Source organism: Rhodococcus sp. IEGM 1372 (genome assembly GCF_030056835.1).
In the GTDB taxonomy this organism is placed as follows: Bacteria; Actinomycetota; Actinomycetes; order Mycobacteriales; family Mycobacteriaceae; genus Rhodococcoides.
Genome location: NZ_JASHKS010000013.1, coordinates 82,165 through 100,995, shown reverse-complemented (window position 1 = coordinate 100,995; position 18,831 = coordinate 82,165). Strand labels below are relative to the sequence as shown.

General features: G+C 63.0%; 21 protein-coding genes and 1 pseudogene. 15 read left to right on the top strand and 7 right to left on the bottom strand.

Annotation, left to right across the window (positions count from 1 at the left end; translation table 11 throughout):
* Together QM590_RS13780 and ccsB are read left to right on the top strand one after the other, a co-directional pair.
* Window positions 1-239: cytochrome c biogenesis ResB family protein (locus QM590_RS13780; RefSeq protein ID WP_269595232.1), on the top strand; the 239-nt coding region annotated here is incomplete at its 5' end.
* A gap of 4 nt (window positions 240-243) precedes the next feature.
* Complete coding sequence (gene ccsB, locus QM590_RS13775) at window positions 244-1,206, top strand: c-type cytochrome biogenesis protein CcsB (protein ID WP_032373342.1); 963 nt, start codon at window positions 244-246, stop codon at window positions 1,204-1,206.
* A 6-nt stretch (window positions 1,207-1,212) separates the two neighbouring features.
* Here the strand turns inward: ccsB and QM590_RS13770 are convergent.
* The 3 genes and pseudogenes from QM590_RS13770 to QM590_RS13760 all read right to left on the bottom strand — a co-directional run bounded on the left by QM590_RS13770 (window position 1,213) and on the right by QM590_RS13760 (window position 4,159).
* Window positions 1,213-1,512, bottom strand: a pseudogene (locus QM590_RS13770) (DUF3703 domain-containing protein).
* Window positions 1,513-1,560: 48 nt separating this feature from the next.
* Window positions 1,561-3,768 carry a heavy metal translocating P-type ATPase gene (locus tag QM590_RS13765; protein ID WP_032373341.1) on the bottom strand — a complete coding sequence of 736 codons (2,208 nt, stop codon included), beginning with the start codon at window positions 3,766-3,768 and terminating at the stop codon, window positions 1,561-1,563.
* Window positions 3,761-4,159: an ArsR/SmtB family transcription factor gene (locus QM590_RS13760; protein ID WP_032373340.1), complete on the bottom strand. Its 399-nt coding sequence runs from the start codon at window positions 4,157-4,159 to the stop codon at window positions 3,761-3,763. Before QM590_RS13760 ends, QM590_RS13765 begins: the two co-directional genes overlap by 8 nt.
* A gap of 134 nt (window positions 4,160-4,293) precedes the next feature.
* Here QM590_RS13760 and QM590_RS13755 point away from each other — a divergent pair, with 134 nt between their 5' ends.
* From QM590_RS13755 to QM590_RS13730, 6 genes are all read left to right on the top strand, one after another.
* The gene (locus tag QM590_RS13755; RefSeq protein WP_008720127.1) at window positions 4,294-4,953 is read left to right on the top strand and encodes a DsbA family protein; all 660 of its coding nucleotides are present in this window, start codon (window positions 4,294-4,296) and stop codon (window positions 4,951-4,953) included.
* Window positions 4,928-5,563: a vitamin K epoxide reductase family protein gene (locus tag QM590_RS13750; protein WP_008720128.1), complete on the top strand. Its 636-nt coding sequence runs from the start codon at window positions 4,928-4,930 to the stop codon at window positions 5,561-5,563. Before QM590_RS13755 ends, QM590_RS13750 begins: the two co-directional genes overlap by 26 nt.
* Window positions 5,564-5,618: 55 nt before the next feature.
* Window positions 5,619-6,248 (top strand): TlpA family protein disulfide reductase, encoded by a 630-nt coding sequence (locus tag QM590_RS13745; protein WP_008720130.1) that lies wholly within the window; start codon window positions 5,619-5,621, stop codon window positions 6,246-6,248.
* A complete protein-coding gene (locus QM590_RS13740; RefSeq protein ID WP_080733221.1) occupies window positions 6,245-6,877 on the top strand; it encodes a TlpA disulfide reductase family protein in 633 nt (210 codons plus the stop codon). The genes QM590_RS13745 and QM590_RS13740 overlap by 4 nt, the downstream gene beginning before the upstream one ends.
* A complete protein-coding gene (locus QM590_RS13735; protein WP_032373339.1) occupies window positions 6,874-7,761 on the top strand; it encodes a cytochrome c biogenesis CcdA family protein in 888 nt (295 codons plus the stop codon). The genes QM590_RS13740 and QM590_RS13735 overlap by 4 nt, the downstream gene beginning before the upstream one ends.
* 99 nt (window positions 7,762-7,860) lie before the next feature.
* Window positions 7,861-9,102 (top strand): Nramp family divalent metal transporter, encoded by a 1,242-nt coding sequence (locus tag QM590_RS13730; protein ID WP_008720147.1) that lies wholly within the window; start codon window positions 7,861-7,863, stop codon window positions 9,100-9,102.
* Window positions 9,103-9,207: 105 nt separating this feature from the next.
* On the opposite strand, the gene QM590_RS13725 is transcribed toward QM590_RS13730, so the two are convergent.
* Window positions 9,208-9,654 (bottom strand): bleomycin resistance protein, encoded by a 447-nt coding sequence (locus QM590_RS13725; protein ID WP_197077431.1) that lies wholly within the window; start codon window positions 9,652-9,654, stop codon window positions 9,208-9,210.
* Between the two features lie 294 nt (window positions 9,655-9,948).
* Here QM590_RS13725 and QM590_RS13720 point away from each other — a divergent pair, with 294 nt between their 5' ends.
* Window positions 9,949-10,188 (top strand): hypothetical protein, encoded by a 240-nt coding sequence (locus QM590_RS13720; RefSeq protein ID WP_094689037.1) that lies wholly within the window; start codon window positions 9,949-9,951, stop codon window positions 10,186-10,188.
* A 310-nt stretch (window positions 10,189-10,498) separates the two neighbouring features.
* Here QM590_RS13720 and QM590_RS13715 read toward each other — a convergent pair whose 3' ends face one another.
* Window positions 10,499-10,786: a hypothetical protein gene (locus tag QM590_RS13715; RefSeq protein WP_143545972.1), complete on the bottom strand. Its 288-nt coding sequence runs from the start codon at window positions 10,784-10,786 to the stop codon at window positions 10,499-10,501.
* Window positions 10,787-10,986: 200 nt separating this feature from the next.
* Here QM590_RS13715 and QM590_RS13710 point away from each other — a divergent pair, with 200 nt between their 5' ends.
* Together QM590_RS13710 and QM590_RS13705 are read left to right on the top strand one after the other, a co-directional pair.
* A complete protein-coding gene (locus QM590_RS13710; protein ID WP_094689035.1) occupies window positions 10,987-12,183 on the top strand; it encodes a TRAFAC clade GTPase domain-containing protein in 1,197 nt (398 codons plus the stop codon).
* Window positions 12,180-12,539 (top strand): hypothetical protein, encoded by a 360-nt coding sequence (locus tag QM590_RS13705; RefSeq protein WP_094689034.1) that lies wholly within the window; start codon window positions 12,180-12,182, stop codon window positions 12,537-12,539. The genes QM590_RS13710 and QM590_RS13705 overlap by 4 nt, the downstream gene beginning before the upstream one ends.
* A gap of 330 nt (window positions 12,540-12,869) precedes the next feature.
* Here QM590_RS13705 and QM590_RS13700 read toward each other — a convergent pair whose 3' ends face one another.
* Entirely contained in the window at window positions 12,870-13,082 is a 213-nt protein-coding gene (locus tag QM590_RS13700) for a hypothetical protein (RefSeq protein WP_243610801.1), read from the bottom strand.
* 502 nt (window positions 13,083-13,584) lie between these two features.
* Here QM590_RS13700 and QM590_RS13695 point away from each other — a divergent pair.
* A complete protein-coding gene (locus tag QM590_RS13695) occupies window positions 13,585-14,649 on the top strand; it encodes a GmrSD restriction endonuclease domain-containing protein (protein WP_243610800.1) in 1,065 nt (354 codons plus the stop codon).
* 336 nt (window positions 14,650-14,985) lie between these two features.
* Here QM590_RS13695 and QM590_RS13690 read toward each other — a convergent pair whose 3' ends face one another.
* Window positions 14,986-15,384: a hypothetical protein gene (locus QM590_RS13690; protein WP_094689030.1), complete on the bottom strand. Its 399-nt coding sequence runs from the start codon at window positions 15,382-15,384 to the stop codon at window positions 14,986-14,988.
* 845 nt (window positions 15,385-16,229) lie between these two features.
* Between QM590_RS13690 and QM590_RS13685 the strand changes: the two genes are divergently transcribed.
* The 3 genes from QM590_RS13685 (at window position 16,230) to QM590_RS13675 (ending at window position 18,729) form a co-directional block, all read left to right on the top strand.
* Window positions 16,230-16,829, top strand: a complete 600-nt coding sequence (locus QM590_RS13685; RefSeq protein ID WP_094742445.1) for a recombinase family protein — start codon at window positions 16,230-16,232, stop codon at window positions 16,827-16,829.
* Between the two features lie 131 nt (window positions 16,830-16,960).
* Window positions 16,961-17,581, top strand: coding sequence for a recombinase family protein (locus tag QM590_RS13680; protein WP_411741335.1), 621 nt, complete (start codon window positions 16,961-16,963; stop codon window positions 17,579-17,581).
* The gene (locus tag QM590_RS13675) at window positions 17,578-18,729 is read left to right on the top strand and encodes a hypothetical protein (protein ID WP_269595234.1); all 1,152 of its coding nucleotides are present in this window, start codon (window positions 17,578-17,580) and stop codon (window positions 18,727-18,729) included. Before QM590_RS13680 ends, QM590_RS13675 begins: the two co-directional genes overlap by 4 nt.
* The last annotated feature ends 102 nt before the right edge of the window (window positions 18,730-18,831 follow it).

Here is an 18,831-nt window from a genome sequence, read left to right as displayed (position 1 = left end):
GGTGGGTGCTCGTGTTCGCGGTCACGATGATGACCGGACTACTGGTGTCCCTGGTCATCACACGTCGCCGTGTCTGGTTCCGGGTCCACCCCGGCGAGCGCGGTCTCTCGCCAGTGGACATGGGTGGCCTGGCTCGCACCGATCACGCCGGCTGGGGACCGGAATTCCAGACCCTTCGGTTGAAGATCTGGCCGCACACGCAGAGCCCGTCCGAGAACCACGACAGAGAAACGGTGTAGCACCATGCCGATCGACGACACCCTCGCCCGGTGGAGCGACATCAGCTTCGAGACCGCCTTCGTGGTCTATCTCCTCGCCGCGATCGCATTCCTCGCACAGCTCGCAACGACCCGTAGCGCGGAACTGCACAATACGGAGCGACTTCGTGCTCGGATCATTGCTGCCACGTCGACGACGCCCGGACGCATTCCCGACGCACCCCGGCGAGTTCCATCCGAACGTTTCGGGCGTAGCGGACTCGGGCTGGTGATGGTGGCACTGACCCTGCATATCGGGTCGATCATCCTTCGCGGGATCGCCACCGGCAGGCCGCCGTGGGGCAACATGTACGAATTCGTCTCGGTCACCTGCGCAGCAGGTGTAGTCGCTGCACTGGTGGTGCTGCGCTCGACGCAGCTACGCACCCTGTGGTTGTTCGTTCTGGTGCCGACGTTGATCCTGCTGTTCGTCGCCGGCACCGTGCTGTACGCCGACGCAGCACCGGTGGTACCGGCACTGCAGTCGTACTGGCTGCCGGTGCACGTCTCCATCGTCTCGCTCGGCAGCGGGGTGTTCCTGATCTCCGGGGTTGCGAGCATACTGTTCCTGATCCGCATGAAGCATCCCGAGGACTCGGGCAGCCGCGTGAGCCGGATCGCAGCCCGCCTGCCCTCCGCGCAGACACTGGACATCGTGGCCTACAAGACCACGATCTTCGCCTTCCCGCTCTTCGGCGTCGGCGTCATCCTCGGCGCTATCTGGGCCGAAGCCGCGTGGGGCCGGTTCTGGGGCTGGGATCCGAAAGAAACGGTCTCCTTCATCACCTGGATCGTCTACGCCTCCTACCTGCACGCCCGCGCCACCAGCGGGTGGCGCAACACCCGCGCAGCATGGATCAACATCGCCGGATTCGTGGCGATGCTGTTCAATCTGTTCATCATCAACATGGTCGTCTCCGGCCTGCACTCCTACGCAGGCCTGAACTGATGACCGCTATCTGCCTCTCAGCGCGTCCGTACGGTCCTGCGGAATGGGCATCGGCGACATCGGTCCCGCCTCGACCCGGCCGGTGTTACCGGCCGGGTATCGCCCCGACCACGATCCTGGAGCAGCGATCACGATCCGGATCACCTGACCCCAGGATTCGCGCCGATCATGTTCTACCGCCGCAGCTTTCACCATCGCGGCGTGGTTGAGAGCATGCAATCACGGATAGTGCTGCGAGAGGATGTGTGTTCGTTCGAGGTGGTGCCAGCGCACCTCTGTTGTCGATGCCGCTGCTGCTGGGGTCATGTCGATCCCGTAGAGCCTGCATGCAGTCCGATCACCGCCCGCAGGTCTCTACCTTCCCTGACCGAGTTCGCTTCGCGCGGGAGTCGATGTGCAGCAGGTACATCCATCCGAGCACCCGGAGCTGCTGCCGTCGTCTGCTCCGATCGCCGAGGGTGACGGTGCGGTGGTGGCGGCCAGTAGGTTCCCAGATGCGAGAGGCGCAGCGTTCCTCGGCGTCGGGGCCGGAGCGCAGCAGGCATCCTCGAAGGCCGCTGCGGGTGCGATCGTGACATTGAGGGCACCGGATGCCGTAGGCGGTGGGACGAACCCGTCCAACGGTGTGGTGCGGGCGGCACGAATCGCATTGGCGATCACCAGGACTTCGGCGAGTTCGTGGACGAGCACCACAGTCGCCAAACCGAGGACGCCGGTGGCAGCCAGTGGGACGAGCACGCCGATGATCGCGATCGACAGGGCGATGTTCTGGACCATGATGCCGCGGGCATGCCGAGCGTGGGCCAGCACCTGCGGTAGATGCCGGAGGTCTTCCCCCATGAGGGCAACATCGGCGGTCTCGATGGCAACGTCGGTTCCCATTGCGCCCATGGCGATACCGACATCTGCGGTCGCCAAGGCGGGAGCGTCGTTGATGCCGTCGCCGACCATGGCAATCTTGCGTCCGGCCGCGATGTCGGCGAGCAGGGCCGCTTTGTCCTCGGGCAGTAGTTCGGCGTGGACGGCGGTGATACCCGCCTGGGTCGCCAGGGCCTGCGCAGTGAGTGCGTTGTCGCCGGTGAGCATCGCAGTGTCGATACCGAGCGCGGTGAGTTGGCGGACAGCCTCGGCGGCCTCGGGCCGCAGTTCGTCGCGGACGGCGATCGCAGCGATCAGGACTCCGGCGCGTTCGACGAGAACGACTGTGGCACCGCTGCTTTGGAGACGAGCGACGTCGGCGCGGAACTCCTCGGAGCTGGGGTGGGTGTCGAACCAGCTCGGTTTCCCGAGCCTGATCGCGGCTCCGTCGAGGGTGCCGGTCAGGCCGTGCCCGGCGATGGCAGTGACATCATCGGCTGCCGCGACGGTCGATACGGAAGCGAGGATGGCGCGGGCGAGTGGATGCTCGCTGCGCGCTTCGAGCGCAGCAGCAACGGCCAGCGCGGCGTCGCGGCCGATTCCCGCAGCGGTGACGACGTCGACGACCTCCGGTCGTCCTGCGGTGAGGGTGCCGGTCTTGTCCACGGCGACGACGCGGATGCGGCCCAGCTCTTCTACTGCTGCACCGCCTTTGATCAATGCCCCGTTGCGGCTCGCAGCCCCGATCGCCGCCACCACCGACAGCGGCACCGAGATGGCCAACGCGCACGGTGATGCCGCGACCAGGACCACCAGTGCGCGTTCGAGCCACAACATGGGGTCACCGAGCACCGCACCGACGCCGGCGACGAGGGCGGCGAGAATCATGATCGAAGGCACGAGGGGACGTGCGATCCGGTCCGCGAGCCGCTGGCCGGCCCCTTTGCGGTCCTGGGCCTGTTCGACGATGCGGACGATGCGCGCAAGCGAACTCTCCGATGCCGGCGCGGTGACGGTGATCTCGATGGCTCCGCCGCCGTTGATGGCACCGGCATGCACCTCGTCGCCGACACCGGCTTCGATGGGCACGGACTCGCCGGTGATCGCGGACACGTCCAGATTCGTCGAACCGCGTGCGATGGTGCCGTCCGTGGCAGCTCGCTCGCCCGGTCGCAGCACCATGGTGTCCCCGATCACGACATCGTCGGGGGGCAGGGCCTGCTCGGTTCCACCGCGCAGGACCGACACTGTCGGCGGCACCAAGGACAGAAGTGCGCGTAGTCCGCGGCGGGTCTTGGTGACCGCGTACTCCTCGAGTCCCTCGGCGACGGAAAACAGGATGCCGAGCATCGCGGCCTCGGGGATCTGGCCCAATGCGATGGCACCGAGGAGCGCGATCGTCATCAGCGTGCCGACACCGATGCGGCCGTGTCGCAGATTTCTCACCGTCGCGGGAACGAAGGTGACGGCCGCGATCGCGGCAGCGATCAGACCGCCGACGGTCGCGACCGCATCGGCACCCGTTCGACCGAGCAACCACGATGCGGCGAGGATGATCGCGGCTACCGATGCGAGTTGCAGCTCGCGGACCTGCCACAACCTCTGGGGTACGTCGGTCGGAGCCGGACCTGCCGTGCCCGTACCGTCGGCGGCCGGTTCGGTGGTCGGCGCAGCGGGGGTCGGTCCGCAGCACGCGTCAGCCATGATCGACCCCGGTGAGATCAGCGGTGGCCGAGGCGGTGGCCAGTGGCTCGGTCAGTATCGAGAGCAGTCGGGCGCCGCGATCGGTGAGCGAATACATGACCAACTTTCCCTCTCTGTTCGATGTGACGGCGTCCGCGGCTTTGAGTTTGCGGAGATGGTGGGAGACCAGCTTCTGGCTCTGTCCCACGATCCACGCAACATCGCAGCCGCACATCTGCCCGCCGGCGTTCAACGCGAGCGCGATGGTCAGTCGGGTGGGGTCACCGAAAGCTCGGGCAGCGTCGGCGACCGGTTCGATATCGCCGAGAGCAGGCAAGGCTGCGCGCACCCTCTCGGCGTGAGGGAGGTCCATACACAACAGATCGCACGAGTCCAAAGGTTCCAAGGCCATGGGCACAATCTAACAATCATGCGATCGTCAGGGAAGACCTTTCGGTCGACGTTCGTACGATTGTTAGTCACAACGGGTCGAAACGCCCATATCGGGCCCGTTGATCAGTCCGAACGAGTCGAGAAGGTAGTTGTATGAGCCGAGCGTTGAAGATTTCCCTGTCCCTGGTGGTCGTGTTCGCCGCCGCGTTGGCTGTATTTCTGGTGGTGGACCGATCGGGCACGCCGGATGCTGCCGCCGCCGAGCAGGCCGCCGCCGACCCTGCCTCGATCGCGGTGCGCGAGAACAGTCATCGGTTGAACTCGGTGCCCGACGGCCGGGTCACGTTCGTGGAGTTCCTCGACTTCGAGTGCGAGGCCTGCCGGTCTGTCTACCCAGCGATCGAACAATTGCGTGAGGAGTACGGCGACCGGGTGAGCTTCGTGGCCCGCTACTTTCCCATCGCCTCGCACTTCAATGCCGAACGCGCCGCACGCGCTGTCGAAGCCGCAGCACAGCAGGGCGGCTTCGAGGACATGTATCAGCGCATGTACGAGACGCAGGCGCAGTGGGGCGAACAGCAGGTTCCGCAGGACGAGTTGTTTCGGAGCTTCGCCGTCGAGCAAGGACTCGACATGAGCGCCTTCGATGCCGCTTACACCGACCCTGCGACGCTCGAACGCATCGAGGCCGACGTCGCCGACGGGATCGCGCTCGGCGTCCAGGGCACCCCGACGTTCTTCCTCAACGGCACCAAGATCGAACCCACCACCTACGGAGACCTCACCGATGCCCTCGACGCTGCACTCGGCTGACCGCGCAGCCGCTCTCACCCGACGCAGCGGACCGTTCGCCCGAAGCCTGCCCTGGCTGCTGCTGGTAGGAGGCGTGATCGGACTGGCCGCCGCGTTCGTACTCACGGTAGAGAAGTTCGCCCTTGCGCTCGATCCCGCCTACGCCCCGACCTGCAGTATCAATCCGGTACTCAACTGCGGATCGGTGATGGACACCCCGCAGGCGTCTGCGTTCGGATTTCCCAATTCCCTTCTCGGGATCGCGGGCTTCGCCGTCGTGGCGGCAGTGGGTGCCGCCCTGCTCGCCGGAGCCGTGTTCGCGCAGTGGTTCTGGAGTGCACTGCAGGTCGGTGTCACTGCTGCTGCGGTCTTCGTGCACTGGCTGATCGTGCAGAGCCTCTACGACATCGGCGCGCTGTGCCCGTACTGCATGGCGGTGTGGGCGGTCACCGTACCGATCTTCTGGTACGTCACGCTGCGCAACCTCGACCGCGGGGCTCCGAGTGCGGGCCGGCGGCAGTGGGCGGGAGTGTTGATGCGCAATCACTCGATTGCGCTGACCGTGTGGTTTCTCGTCCTCATCGCCCTGATCGCGCAGCGTTTCTGGTCGTACTGGTCCACGCTCCTATGATCCGCGACGTACCGTTCGCCCCTCTGCCGATCTCTCGAGAAAGAAGGTCACGGCGATGACGCGCGGCTGGTCGATCGTCATGCTCGTCGTTGTCGTTGCATCGATCGTCGCACTGTGGCCCCGCTCCGGTGGCGTCGAGGGCGGCCCATCCGACGTCATCGCCAACAATGTCGCGCCGGTCGGACCCGAACCCACACTGTCCCGCCCGCCGGATGACGCGGCACGAGCAACAGCGCTACCGCTGTGTCCGCAGCCGGTGCCACACGAAGGTGGGCCGCTGGCGGGAGTGATGGCGCGCTGCATCGGCAGTGCCGACGATGTCGATCTCGTCGACGTTCTCGGCAGCGAGGTGACGCTGATCAACCTGTGGGCATCCTGGTGCGGCCCGTGCCGCACCGAGATGCCCGTAGTCGATGCCTACGCCGCAGAACCCGACGCGATCCCAGTCATCGGAATCAACGTCGAGGACCGACCCGCGGACGCGGCCGCGCTGCTCACGCAACTGGGCATCCGCTATCCGAACTACATCGACGGCGGCAGCGTCCAGGACGCGCTCTCGGCACCGCCGGTCCTTCCCCTGAGTTTTCTCGTCCGCCCGGACGGAACGATCGAGCGCATCACCGACCCGACAGTGTTCGAGACGACAGACCAGATCCGCACTGCAATAAAGGACTTCACCTCATGACACGTTTCCTACCCGTGTGGGTCGGTACTCGACGACAAGGCGGCACGCCCACCGCGGCAATCGGATCGATTCTTGCCGTCGTACTACTGATCTCCGGATGCTCCGCTGGTGCCGACGCTGCACCGTCCGGCGGGAGCTTCGACTTCGTCGCGCCCGGTGGCCGAACCGACATCGTCTACGACCCTCCCGAAACACGCGGAACCATAGGCGAGCTCGCCGGCCCCGATCTGATGGAGGAGGGCAAGACGACCGCTCTGGCGGACTACGACGGAAAGGTCGTCGTGATCAATCTCTGGGGTCAATGGTGTGGCCCCTGCCGCGGCGAAGCCGACGACCTCGAAGAGGTCTACGAGGCCACCCGTGAGCGCGGTGTGCAGTTCCTCGGTATCAATGTCCGAGATCCGCAGAAGGACAAAGCGCAGGACTTCGTGGTCGACAACAACGTCACTTACCCTTCGATCTACGACCCCTCGATGCGGACGCTGATCGCCCTCGGCGGGAACTATCCGACCAGCGTCATTCCCTCGACGCTGGTACTCGATCGCCAGCACCGGGTGGCCGCGGTCTTCATGCGAGCCCTGCTCACCGAAGACCTGCTTCCCGTCGTCGAACGGATAGCCGCGGAATGACGACTCTTCTCGCCCAAGACATCGGGTCGACGTTCCAGAACGCGGCATCGAGTGGGCCCCTACTGCTGGCGATCGCGGCATGCATGCTCGCCGGGTTGGTCTCGTTCGCCTCACCGTGCGTGGTGCCGCTGGTGCCGGGATACCTGTCCTACCTGGCAGGCATCGCCGGCGCCGACGCCCAATCAGCCCGCGACGCCCAATCAGCCCGCGGCACCCAATCGGCCTGCGAGGCTCAGTCAGCCGATGCCCGGACACCCAGCACCGCGACCGCCGGTACGTCGTCGACGGGTCTCGTGAATCGCTGGCGTGTGGCCGGTGCAGCGTCGTTGTTCGTCGCCGGGTTCACCATCGTCTTCGTCCTCGCCACAGCCTCGGTCTTCGGAGTCATCGGCACCTTGCGCATCAACGAGCAAGTACTCCAACGCGTGGGCGGGGTCATCACGATCATCATGGGTGCGGCGTTCATCGGGTTGATACCCGCACTGCAACGCGACACCCGATTCGCACCCCGGCAGATCTCGTCCCTTGCAGGAGCGCCGCTGCTCGGTGGGGTGTTCGCGCTCGGCTGGACGCCGTGCCTGGGTCCGACCCTTGCCGGCGTGCTGTCCGTGGCGGCAGGCACCGAAGGTGCAACCGCAGCCCGCGGGGTCACTCTCATCGTCGCGTACTGCCTGGGACTCGGCCTACCGTTCGTCGTTCTTGCGTTCGGTTCGAGTTCGGCGATGCGCGGTGTGGGGTGGCTTCGGAGGAACTCTCAGAGGATCAAGGTGGCGGGCGGTGTCATCATGATCGCCGTCGGCATCGCACTGCTGACCGGGGTGTGGGGGTTGTTCATCGCCTGGATCCGCAACGAATTCGTCAGTGCAGTGATCCTGCCCATCTGATCGTGATGTCGCCGAACCGCCACGCCGCATTGCATTGTTCGGGAGGCCGAACTATATTTTCAGGGTTCTGACATATTGTTGGTGCCGGAGGGTGTGGTCATGTCTGTGCTGCAGCGCCGATCGTCTCGGCCGCCCTCGAGGTTTCGGTCTGGCCTCGTTCTGCTCGGTCCTGCTTTCGTCGCCGCGATCGCCTACGTCGACCCCGGCAATGTCGCCTCCAACGTCAGCGCCGGCGCGCAGTTCGGGTACCTGCTGGTCTGGGTGATCGTCGCCGCGAACGTGATGGCCGGCCTCGTGCAGTTCCTCTCCGCCAAACTCGGCATCGTCACCGGAATGACACTGCCCGAAGTGGTCCGCGAGAAGTCGAGCAAGAGTGTGCGACTGGCATATTGGGGGCAAGCAGAAGTGGTCGCCATGGCGACCGACCTCGCAGAGATCGTCGGCGGTGCGATCGCTCTTTACTTGCTCTTCGACCTGCCGCTCCTGATCGGCGGCCTCATCACCGGAGCCGTATCGATGATCTTGTTGCTGGTCCAGGATCGCCGGGGCCAGCGCCCGTTCGAGTTCGTGATTCTCGGTCTACTCGGTGTCATCGCCGTCGGATTTCTTGCCAGCGTCGTCGTGGAACCGCCATCGTTCACCGCCGCTGCCGCCGGGTTGATTCCGCGGTTCGACGGCGCGGAAAGCGTATTGATAGCCGCCGCTATGCTCGGTGCGACGATCATGCCGCACGCGGTCTATCTGCACTCCGGCCTTGCACGTGACCGGCACGGACACCCCGAGGCAGGGCCTGTCCGGCAGCGGTTGTTGCGGATCACCCGGATCGATGTCGGGTTGGCGATGCTGCTGGCCGGTGCAGTGAACATGTCGATGCTGCTGTTGGCGGCCTCGACGCTGGGAGGCCGAGAGGGCGTCGATTCCATCGAAGGAGCTCACACAGCAGTAGGAGACACTCTGGGGCCGGTGGTAGCGCTGCTGTTCGCGGTGGGCCTGCTGGCCTCGGGCCTGGCATCGACATCGGTCGGGGCATACGCCGGCGCGATGATCATGGACGGCCTACTACGTCAGCGCATTCCGATTCTGGTGCGACGACTGGTGACACTTGTTCCCGCACTGGCAATTCTGGCCGCGGGGGTCGACCCCAGTCGGGCACTGGTCGTCTCACAAGTCGTCCTGTCCTTCGGTATTCCGTTCGCGCTCATTCCCTTGGTGCGGTTCACCTCGGACCGCATCCTGATGGGCGGCGATGTCAATCACCGGATCACGGCATACGCGGCATGGCTCATCGCGGGAATCGTCGTCGCACTCAATGTCGCGTTGATCTATCTGACCGTCGCCTGACTGCGCGCGGGTGGACAAGTCCAGCATGCGCTTATTTCAGGACGATGACCACGCGTAGCGCGTCGACGGACGTCCGGGTCATCGAGTTTCTGCTCGAGGGTGCGGTCAGGGTGCGCCGTTGCCTGCCGTGGTGGGCTCGTGTTGGCTTTTTTCATCGGTATGGAAAGTGATCAGATTGCCGTCGGTGTCGACAGCTGCGAACTCCGTCGTTCCCCAGTCCGTCGAGACGGGACGACCCGCGTCTGCGGGATGGAGCACTCCCGCGCGGGACATCTCGGCGTAAAGGTCGTTGATCTCGTCCACGGCGATGCGGCAGCTGGCTGTGCCGGCAAGGAACGTCTCGGCTCCGCTGCATACCGGCCATGCCGCAGGGTCTGAACGGGTATTCCAGCTGTCGTCGTCGGCGGCCCACAAGTGGATCTCGACGTCGTCGCGGGTAAGTCTCGCGAAAGTCGGGTCGGTGTACCGGGTCGTGAAGCCGAACGCGCGGACGTATATCTCTACAGCGGTGTCGATGTCTCGTACCGGCAGCGCAGGTACCACTTTCGACATGCCCATAGGCAACACTAACGCCGACGAGCCGGAGTAGGAGCCGAACCCACATCAATTGCTGGCGCTCAGTGCATTCGACTTCTGACACAGTGAACGCGACTCCTGAAACTGACAGGCCGTGTCAGTTTCAGAAGTGGGCTGCACGATTTGCTGGGATTTCACCAGTGATTGCAGCCGTCTTCTGACAATCTGAGTGCAGAAGTGGAGTGCACAATCGGGGCATCGCAGGTCTCGGGTTGTCGGGGCTGCGGTGGGAGTGTGTGGACGGTCGATAGGTCGGCGAGAATTGTCGGCATGACGGACGAGCGGTCGGCAGAGACTTTTGTGGGGTTCGCGGTGCGCTGGGAACCGTACGGTGGTGCCGACGATGAAGACATCTTCGTCGCGTTCGGAATTTCGGGTGCGGAGTATCGGCGCCGGTTGTGGTGGGCCTTGAATCTGCCGGGCGGCCCGGACCTGGACGACGATGTCCGGGATCGACTCCGTGAGTACGCCCACGCTTACCACGCGCCTACACCGTCGTCCGGGCTGTAGCGAAGTTCGCGATGCCCTCAGTGGCGTGTGGGAATGGGGTGATTCCTACGGTGATCGCGACGTGAATCGACTTCCCGCCAGCGAGGGCGATCAACGCGAGGATCAGTAGTGTCGATGACGTTTGTCAGTGTCAGAAGTCGGCTGCTCTTCGTGCTGACGCCGGGGGTTGGCTTGGGGAACCTTCGGTGCGGTTTCGCAGCGCCCGCGTGATGTCGATGATCGTCATGACCAGCAGGACTGGTATGACAATGCCCAGTACGGCCGCGGACCCGATGACCGAGGCAACCAGAATTGGGTAGATGTCCACCGGTCAGGTCTTGTGGCTTACGTCGTTCGGTGTCGCCGTTGTCGTCGACGGTTCGGATTTGTGGTGCTCGATGATGTCGGCGTCGTCGGCGAAGATCAGCGTTCCGCTGTTCGTTGCGACGGCCCATCGATGGGGCATCGCCCAGTCTCGGCCGGCGACGGGGACGGTCAGCAAGTAGTCGGCGAAGTCCTCGACTACGGTCCCGGTAACGAAGCCGCCTTCTAGGCGTCGCACTTGGACTGTGTCACCAACGGTGGGTGTTGTCGTTGTGATGTCTACCGGATCGGTCATGACGGAATTGAAGCAGATGAACCCTCTTGGCTGATCATGCGTCCATCGATTTTCAAAGTCGTCGATGTGCCTGAGACCGGTAGGTTGCGGCCGAGGAGGTGCAGCTCTGGGTTCGAAGGTGACGGCACTGCTTGCACGTTTCACCTGCGGTCTCTTGTCGCAGCGGAGGCGCTCACGCCGTGTGTTGTACCTTCCCTGCCATGGCCAAATTTCCCAGGGTTCGAGAGCAACACATCGCCGTGTTCGGCGAGAGTGGTTCGGGCAAGACTGTTTTGTTGTCGTCTTTTTTCGGACCGACGCAGGATGGGGGATACGCGAACGATCTCTGGGACCTTGTTGCCGACGACATCGGCCAAGGGCATCGGCTCTACAGGAACTACCTCCGCATGCGGGACCTCGCGACGGCACCGAAACAAGACCGATACAAGGCGACGACTCATTACTTCTCGGTGAAACTCAAAGGCGCAGACACCGACGCAGCCAAGAAGCGGCCCTTCGACGTCCTCCGACTCGCATGGCACGACTATCCAGGCGAATGGTTCGAAACCGAGCCCAGCAGCGCGACGGAGCGCGAGCGGCGCACCGACACCTTCCGTTCTCTACTTCGGTCCGACGTCGCTTTCCTGCTGGTCGACGGACAGAAATTACTCGACCACCGAGGCGACGAAGAGCTGTACCTGAAGTCGTTGATGTTCAGCTTTCGTCAGGGGCTCTTACGAATCAAGGACGACTTGCTCGAGGACGGGCCTATCGTCGAGTTCCCTCGGGTGTGGATCCTGGCGCTCTCGAAAGCCGATCTGTTCCCGGACTGGGACGTCGACACTTTCCGCGATCTGATCATCGTCAATGCAGCAGCAGACATCGAACAGCTCCGATCGACCATCGCCGAACTCATCGACACCCCCGCTGCCCTGTCCATCGGGGAAGACTTCTTGCTGCTGTCCTCCGCCAAGTTCGAGCGCGAGTCCACTGGTCCACAGACGCTCGACATCGACTTGACCCGGCGTATCGGTCTCGATCTCGTCCTTCCGGTGGCGTCGATTCTTCCGCTTCAGCGTCGTGTGCAATGGCAGGAGAAGCACGACATTCCTGGCAAAGTGCTCGACTCGCTCGCCGACGGCGCAGAGTTGCTGGCAGCAGGCCTGACGGGTGAAAAATTTGCGGCGATCGAAAAGCTTCTAGCACTGGTCAACCCAGGTAAGGGCGGAAAGGCAAGAAAGATCGCCGCCGTCGCGCTGCCCATCCTGGCGGACGCGGCGCGGTTGGTGGGACCGAAACTCAGGGAGATGAACGCGCAGGCCCGCGCTCAGCACGACTACCTGCGAGCGACACTGACGCAGTTCAAGTTGGACCTCGAGCAGGGCGTCGACGACAAGGTGATCAGGAACCCGAAGTGAGCACCAGTTCCGGACCCTCGGACATCATCTGGTCCACTCGGGGCCGTAATTGGGGTTTTCGTTTTCTTCTCGACGCCGGACTCGGCGACCCGCTCCCGGACTACGAACGTGCTTTCGACGACGCTGGAGACGCGCTGACTGCGTGGCACCGCCAGGATGGACATGTTGCGCTTCGCATCGAGGATCCGCTCGGACGCCGAGACTCGGCTGGCCGTGTGATTCCCCACGAGTTCGTGATCTTCGGCGACCTCGCCACCGTCGTCGACTCCGTCGAGGACGGTCTTCGCCAGGTGTGGCCGTTGGTAGCCGAGATGTATGCGGGAATCTGGGATACTCCCACCCCTCCAGATAGCTGACAGAGTGCGCCGGACCCGCCGCGACGCCAACCTACCGAGATGCCATCCCATTACGTTGCCAGCGCACCCAGTTAGAAACCGCACGCGTCCTCCCGGCACGGCTTCGTTCAGGCGTGTTCGATCGGTGGTCTGAAGTCTCCGGACACAGTCGGTGCTCATAGCGACAATGCGCACTCCGACCGGGGAGCAGCACCCCATTGCCCACCCAGTTGGTGACCACGTGGACTGAAGACAACTGACCGGGTAAACGATCAACAGAAAACCCGACGACAACCTACGCTAAAGTTTCAGCCGCTCCCCCGGAGGCGACGCCGAGAATTCTCAAATCGGTTACACCTCCGGCGGGAACCGTCCGAACATTCCCACCTCTGACCCTCGCATGTACGCCTCGTGCTCGGCCTGTGCCCGTGCCGACAGTGCCGCGTTCTCTGCGCGCTGCGCCTTGGCCCGCTGGATTCCGAAATAGCCGCCGACACCGACAACGGCGAGCGGCACGAACACATACCAGAAGTTGATGACAACACCGAGGGCGATGAAGGCCATGATCGCGAAGGTCAGCGTCCCGACGATAGGGTGTTGGCGCCACACAGAGCGCGTGTCGACGGGCGGCGGATCGGGTTGACGTTCAACACCTCTCGTCCCACCATGGTAATGGTGGTGAACGCCGCCGTAAAAGTTGTTCCCCATGCGCGTAACGGTACTCTGCAGGGCAGCAGCCTCGGGCGATATCTGACCTGTCAACTCTCGGGCCTGTGCATGTGGGACAACGGCTTGCATCGGGACGTGTCGATGACCAGGTCCTATACCCTGCTTTTTCGTCTGTTGCCGACTACGGCCGCCTGATGTGGGCTCATTCCGGGTGAAACCGCTACCTCCTTGGCAGTGATGTTCTTCGCTAATCGCACTCGAAACTGCGAAACGGTAGCCGTCGCCGAATACTTCCACTGCGTCGGTTGCTGATCAGCTGCCCAACTACGATGTCGCCCGACTCGTTCATCAACGATCCTGGAGCACCACTGTGTCTTTTTCCGGCTGTTCGCCGCCTATGTCATCCGCATCGAAGAGTGTGCGGACGTGGCCGTGGATCGCCGGAGTGGCATTGTCCGGTCTGCTCGTCGTCGGTTGCGTGGATCCGTCGGGGGAGAGGGACGCAACGTCGCAAACCGATGCTGCGTCGTCGGCCGCCGATACGACAATCGACACCTCACGCGAAGCGGCTACTACCGAGGCCACGCCCACGCTTCCGGTCGATCCGCCGGCCATACCCGAACCGGTGGATCCATCCGTACCTGCCGCGGCGGTGGTCACCAACGCGGACAGCGCACAAACAGCCCTGACTATGCTGGCAACCGTGCCGATCAAGGGGCGAGCCCCGAAGACCGGCTACGACCGCGACCTGTTCGGGCAGGCCTGGACCGACAACGTAACCGTTGAGTACGGCCGCAACGGCTGCGACACCCGCAACGACGTACTTCGACGGGATCTCACCGCAATCACTGTGAAACCGGGATCCAACGGATGCGCAATACAAACAGGCACCCTGGTTGACGAATACACCGGGGCCACCATCGACTTCATCCGTGGTGCCGATACCTCGATGACCGTGCAGGTCGATCACGTCGTTGCTCTGAGCAACGCCTGGCAGACAGGTGCGCAGCAGCTTGACGAGCTCACGTTGCGGAATCTGGCGAACGACCCGCGCAATCTGCAGGCCGTGGACGGCCCGGCGAATCAGCAGAAAGGCGACGGCGATGCCGCGACATGGCTGCCGAGCAACAAGCCGTACCGGTGTACCTACGTCTCACGGCAGGTCGAGGTCAAAGCCGCGTACGGACTTTGGGTCACCCCGCCCGAATACGATGCCATCGTTCGCATACTCGGGGAGTGCGGCGCTACCGCCTCAATCCGCCCCGCCGAGTCAGCGCCCGCGCTGACACCAGCTCAGCAACCCGCTGCGCCAGCGCCGGTGGGTATGGCACCGGCGCTGGCGAGCGTGATCTACGCGAACTGCGCCGCAGTTCGCGCCGCCGGTGCAGCCCCCATCCGAGTTGGAGACCCCGGATTCAGTACCGAGTTCGACGGTGACGGAGACGGCGTCGGCTGCGAGTGACGACGACACACGTCAGGGGCATCTGTGGTGGGTGTGCGTTGCCCTGACAACCATCGCCGAACGCGAGTGCGCACCGCGTCCATATCGAGCTCGGCATCGTGACAACCGCACGCGACCGAATGGGTGCATCGGACAGCTACTCTGACCGAGAGCACATCGGTCCCTCGGCGAACGGATTGTGGGATCGAATCGCCAACGCCATCAACAATTGGCACTCTCGCATCGCGCCCAACCTGATCGCGCGGCTCGACGACACTTTTGCGGTCGAGTCCTGCGCAACACGCCCCGACATGCCGCTCATCTTCGTAATCAATCGTCCAGTCGGAGAGGCCGTTGCTATCCCGTGATGTCAATCATGTTGGCCTTGAGTACTAACGCGGTTTCGCTCGTGCCCAATGTGGTTTCATAGCTCCGACTTCCGGCGACCTCTGCGTAGAGCGTCACCACATCGCCATCAATGATTTCGCGTCCAATGACCGGATCGAAGTTCACTATGGTGTTGTGGTCGAACTCGTACCACTGGTTGCCTTCCACTGCAGAGGTGTCTGCCCGAAACATAGAGGTCCCGGTGACCGAGTCAAACTGGGTCACATACCCGTACACGACAACTCTTCTTCCCCGTTCGGCATCTGGATCGCGGACCAACACGCCGAATTCGCGTTCGCCGATTGCTGGGTAAGTTTGTCGGTCCAGCCGTGTTGCTTGAGCGTCGGCCGCTGCCTGTTGAGAATCCATAGCAACGCGATTCGCTTCGATTGCAGCCGCGTTCGGATCTGTCGTTACCGCAGCGGCCGGTGAGGGCGATACGGTTGGGACGGTGGTCGCTCGTTCGGCACCACTCGGAGCCGAACCTCCCGGGGGCGAAGGCGGAAGCGTGCGTGTGGTCGTCTGAATGGCGCGCGTAGAGTTCTCATTATTGTCGGCGTTGCCGAGAGCGACTCCTAGGAGGAGCACGCTTACCAACGCAGCACCTGCAACCACTGACTGAGGCGTCGTCAACGGCCACTTGTGCGGCTTCTTATGTTTCTGGTCGTCTATCCGCCGCCAGGTTCGACCGTCCCAGTAGCATTCGCCTGATTCGTATCGACCGGTTTTGGGGTTTAACGAACCCGACCCTGGTGGCGGTTCCATTTATAGGGCTTCCTCTCCTCACGGGATTTCCGTTGCAGATTACTCGCGGACCGCTGCAACTCTGCCAATGGCGGCCAACAGCAGAAGCGTGGCAGTCATCGACGTCGGGGGGCACTGGTCGGGTTGTGCATAAACAGGCCGCGTCGGTGGCGTGCCGTCAATCGTCCGCCTCGGAAATTACACTCCACGGTCTCTCGCACGGCTCGGGCTTCTTGAGATCACCTCGGCAGGCTCATCGCGATTTGTCTCGCGGGTCCGGGTTGAGAAGCTTCCTGCGGGTTTGGGTGTGCGTTTAGACCATCGTCATACCGGACGAGCGCAAACGGGCTACTGAGAGTGATTGACCACGACGTTCTCTCGGCCGAACCGTCCGCTGGAAGTGTCCACTTGATTGGTCCAGCTTCCCGTAGTCTCTAATGGACAGATCAAGTCCAGCAGGCCGGAGGGGCATGAAAATCGGGTACGCGCGGTGCAGCACCGCCAGACAGGACACCTCCGTCCAAATTGGGCTGCTCGCCAAGATCGGAGTCGAACGCGACCGGGTCTATATCGACCACGCTGTCAGCGGCCGTCAAGCAAAACGCCCCGGACTCGAAAACGCCATCAACGCCAGCCGCGAAGGCGACGAATTCTGCGTCACCAAACTCGACAGACTCTCCCGATCCGCCGGAGACCTCCACGAAACCGTGAACCGCCTCGCAGCCAGGGGAGTAGCACTGTTGATCGACGGCAAGGTCTACGACCCAGCTGATCCCATGGGCAAAATGTTCATCGGGATGCTGGGCCTCATGGCCGAATTCGAGTCCGACCTGATCCGAGCCCGCACCCGCGACGCCATAGCCGCGGCCGCCGCGGCCGGCAAGATGAAAGGACGGCCGCACACCCTGACCCCTGAAGAGCGGGCATACCTACTCCAGGTATACGAAACACGGCAGTTCAAGATCGAAACACTCTGCAAGAACACCGGATTGAAACGATCCGCCCTCTACAGCAACCTCACCCTCGCGCGGGAAGAACGAGACGCCCTAGCGGTCGCGAGAGGTGATTAGTGCAGTCCACTTCTGAAACAGTGCAGTCGTCTTCTGAAACTGACAAATAGGCGATCGAGCGACCAGCCGCTGGATGGTGTCAAAAACGTAGGCTAAACCTTGGCGTGTCAGAACCATTGAATAGATGAGTTGTGGCACAGTTGACCGCTGTGGGCCACAAATACGGGTACGCCAGGGTCTCGACCGCTGAACAGAACCTCGATCTACAGAGCGACGCGCTGAGAGCTTTCGGTTGCGAACGTATCTTCACCGACACTGCGAGCGGGTCTACCACCACCCGGCCGGCGTTGACGGAACTGCTCGACATTCTCCTGCCCGGTGACGTGCTCACCGTCTGGCGACTCGACCGGCTCGGCCGCAACCTTCCCCATCTCATCGAGCTCATCGCAGACCTCAAAGCCAGGGGAGTGGCGTTCGCATCGGTCACAGAACAGATCGACACCACCACCGCCGGCGGAGAACTCATCTTCCACATCTTCGGTGCCCTCGCCAGCTTCGAGCGACAACTTCTTCGCGAACGTACACACGCAGGCCTCGCTGCGGCCCGCGAACGAGGGAAGGTCGGCGGTCGCCCACCCGCGCTCACGGTCACCAAAAAGCGGGAAGCAACCCGAATGCGTAACCAGGGCAGAACGATCGGAGATATCGCAGAAGTACTGGGAGTCAGTAGACGCACTCTGTATCGGCACTTCGAGCAGGCTGCGCGGAAACCGGTCACCCTCGACTCGACAACAGGAGCAGTGCCGGAATGATCGAACGAGTAACTGACGCTGAATACCAGCTGCGTTGGCCGAGAGCGCTTTTTGTACAGGAGGCAGCAAAGCTGCTCAATCTACGTGCTAGTGAGGATAATTGGGACGACCGCTGCAAGCTGCTGCTTCGCGACGCGTTCGTGGATTTTCCGGCGTGCGGGCCTCTGGACGATCTGAATGAACTCCCCGGCACTCTGGGCCTGGAATGGGTCAACAAGCCCAAGGACAACGTCTTTTCGTACCGCCAGAGCTTTCTCCGCGACCTCATGTCGCAGGCCGACCAGCTCAACGAAGATCCGTCGGCCAGGCGGCCGCTTTGGCGAGAACGCCACGGCATCACTACGTCTGCGGAGTCTCCAGCGGCTTTCGATACGCTGGTGACCCGCTATGTAGACCTGGCCAACGACCTAGACACCCTCTGCTACTTCGACCGTATCTTCACCAAAGACTGCGTCGACGATCAACGCGGCCACCAGCCCGAGCAGTACCTATATCAGAACTTGACCGTAGATCTCGCATGGCCGCTCGACTCGAGTGTGCTGATCGGCGATCGTGATCTGTTCTACGACGTCGTCGAAGTTCTACACGACGCGGCCGCCCGCCCCCGCGACGGCTGGGAGCACAACTACAACGAATGCGGTTGGCATGGAAAGCAATTCGACTCAACAAGCGGACGTGCCGTCTATCGATGGCGGGTTAACAAGCTATTCGACCGACACGACGTCAGGCTCCGACTTGCCGAGGACGGTGCCGAAGAAGGTCGTCTTGTCACCACCACAGACGACGCACGCAACGACCTCATCGACACCGCGACCAGTAGGACCACGCCTAGTGTCGATCGCGTCCAACACGGCGTGGAGCAGTTCCGCAAACGAGGTGCCACCAGGAACGACAAACGATCGGCCGCCAGATCTCTAGCCGACGTCCTCGAATCACGCCGTAAGAACGTCCTGGCCGATGCGCTGAACAAGACCCATGCGGGTCAGCTTTTTCTCATCGCCAACAAGTTCGACATCCGCCACCACGCTGAGGACCAGAATTCGGACTACCCCGACTACTACCTCGACTGGATCTTTTGGCTCTACCTCGCCACGATCGAACTCACCAACAACATCCTTGAGGAGCAGAGGGCAGAGAACCCGACCTAGGGCGCTTACGTCTGGGGGACTTTTGGGTACTCCGACTTGGAGTTGTTTCGGCTCCGCGCGTGGATACGTCGGTAAGGGAGCAACACCGACTGCTTCGGTAGA

Bases quoted from the DNA above. Each gene is read 5' to 3' on its own strand.
- QM590_RS13735 (WP_032373339.1), top strand. From the start codon at position 6,874: ATGACGACTCTTCTCGCCCAAGACATCGGGTCGACGTTCCAGAACGCG.
- QM590_RS13750 (WP_008720128.1), top strand. From the start codon at position 4,928: ATGCCCTCGACGCTGCACTCGGCTGACCGCGCAGCCGCTCTCACCCGA.
- QM590_RS13710 (WP_094689035.1), top strand. From the start codon at position 10,987: ATGGCCAAATTTCCCAGGGTTCGAGAGCAACACATCGCCGTGTTCGGC.
- QM590_RS13755 (WP_008720127.1), top strand. From the start codon at position 4,294: ATGAGCCGAGCGTTGAAGATTTCCCTGTCCCTGGTGGTCGTGTTCGCC.
- QM590_RS13695 (WP_243610800.1), top strand. From the start codon at position 13,585: ATGTCATCCGCATCGAAGAGTGTGCGGACGTGGCCGTGGATCGCCGGA.
- QM590_RS13730 (WP_008720147.1), top strand. From the start codon at position 7,861: ATGTCTGTGCTGCAGCGCCGATCGTCTCGGCCGCCCTCGAGGTTTCGG.
- QM590_RS13725 (WP_197077431.1), bottom strand. From the start codon at position 9,654: ATGTCGAAAGTGGTACCTGCGCTGCCGGTACGAGACATCGACACCGCT.
- QM590_RS13760 (WP_032373340.1), bottom strand. From the start codon at position 4,159: ATGGCCTTGGAACCTTTGGACTCGTGCGATCTGTTGTGTATGGACCTC.
- QM590_RS13690 (WP_094689030.1), bottom strand. From the start codon at position 15,384: ATGGATTCTCAACAGGCAGCGGCCGACGCTCAAGCAACACGGCTGGAC.
- QM590_RS13700 (WP_243610801.1), bottom strand. From the start codon at position 13,082: ATGGCCTTCATCGCCCTCGGTGTTGTCATCAACTTCTGGTATGTGTTC.
- QM590_RS13740 (WP_080733221.1), top strand. From the start codon at position 6,245: ATGACACGTTTCCTACCCGTGTGGGTCGGTACTCGACGACAAGGCGGC.
- QM590_RS13745 (WP_008720130.1), top strand. From the start codon at position 5,619: ATGACGCGCGGCTGGTCGATCGTCATGCTCGTCGTTGTCGTTGCATCG.
- QM590_RS13685 (WP_094742445.1), top strand. From the start codon at position 16,230: ATGAAAATCGGGTACGCGCGGTGCAGCACCGCCAGACAGGACACCTCC.
- QM590_RS13715 (WP_143545972.1), bottom strand. From the start codon at position 10,786: ATGACCGATCCGGTAGACATCACAACGACAACACCCACCGTTGGTGAC.
- QM590_RS13765 (WP_032373341.1), bottom strand. From the start codon at position 3,768: ATGGCTGACGCGTGCTGCGGACCGACCCCCGCTGCGCCGACCACCGAA.
- QM590_RS13720 (WP_094689037.1), top strand. From the start codon at position 9,949: ATGACGGACGAGCGGTCGGCAGAGACTTTTGTGGGGTTCGCGGTGCGC.
- QM590_RS13675 (WP_269595234.1), top strand. From the start codon at position 17,578: ATGATCGAACGAGTAACTGACGCTGAATACCAGCTGCGTTGGCCGAGA.
- ccsB (WP_032373342.1), top strand. From the start codon at position 244: ATGCCGATCGACGACACCCTCGCCCGGTGGAGCGACATCAGCTTCGAG.